This window comes from Brevundimonas abyssalis TAR-001, assembly GCF_000466985.1.
Classification (GTDB): Bacteria; Pseudomonadota; Alphaproteobacteria; order Caulobacterales; family Caulobacteraceae; genus Brevundimonas; species Brevundimonas abyssalis.
Genome location: NZ_BATC01000121.1, coordinates 1 through 598, shown reverse-complemented (window position 1 = coordinate 598; position 598 = coordinate 1). Strand labels below are relative to the sequence as shown.

The window sequence follows — 598 nt, the reverse complement described above, 5'->3', positions numbered from 1 at the left end:
CGCCAGGCGGGCGTTTTTCATGGACGGGCCGTGTAACGGCATGGGTCCGGCCTCGCTGGGCCGGGACGGAGAAAACATCCGTATACAGCTGAAATTATTAGGGTTTCGGCACAGATTGCGGACGCCTTAACCCCCGCTTAATGTTGCTGCACTGCAACACATCGCGCCCTGTCACAAAACCGAAGCGTATCTGTCTTCCGAGTGTCGGGAGTGAGGCCTAAACGGCGCCTATCCATCATGGCCGTACGCATCACTTCGCCCGCCGGGCGTCGCGCGGCCGCAGAGAGGGGATACTCTGAGAATGAGACTCAACCATCTGGCCTACGGCGCCTCCGCCGTCGTCATCGCCCTGGCGGCGGCATCCGCCGCCTCCGCTCAGTCCACCGGCACTCTCGCCGTCGAAGGCACGACCGAAGTCGAGGAAGTGGTCATCACCGGCGTGCGCGGTCCGCGCTCGCTGGCCGGCGCCATCGTCGCTGAACAGGAGCCCAAGTCGCGCTCCACGATCACGCAGGAATATATCGGCAGCCAAGCCGCCGGTCAGAGCATCCTGAACACGATCAATCTGATTCCGGGCGTCAACTTCACCAATAACGAT

General features: G+C 62.2%; 1 pseudogene. It reads left to right on the top strand.

The annotated features are described in order from the left end of the window. Positions 1-301: 301 nt before the first annotated feature. Positions 302-598: pseudogene (locus MBEBAB_RS14780) on the top strand (TonB-dependent receptor); the annotation flags it as partial.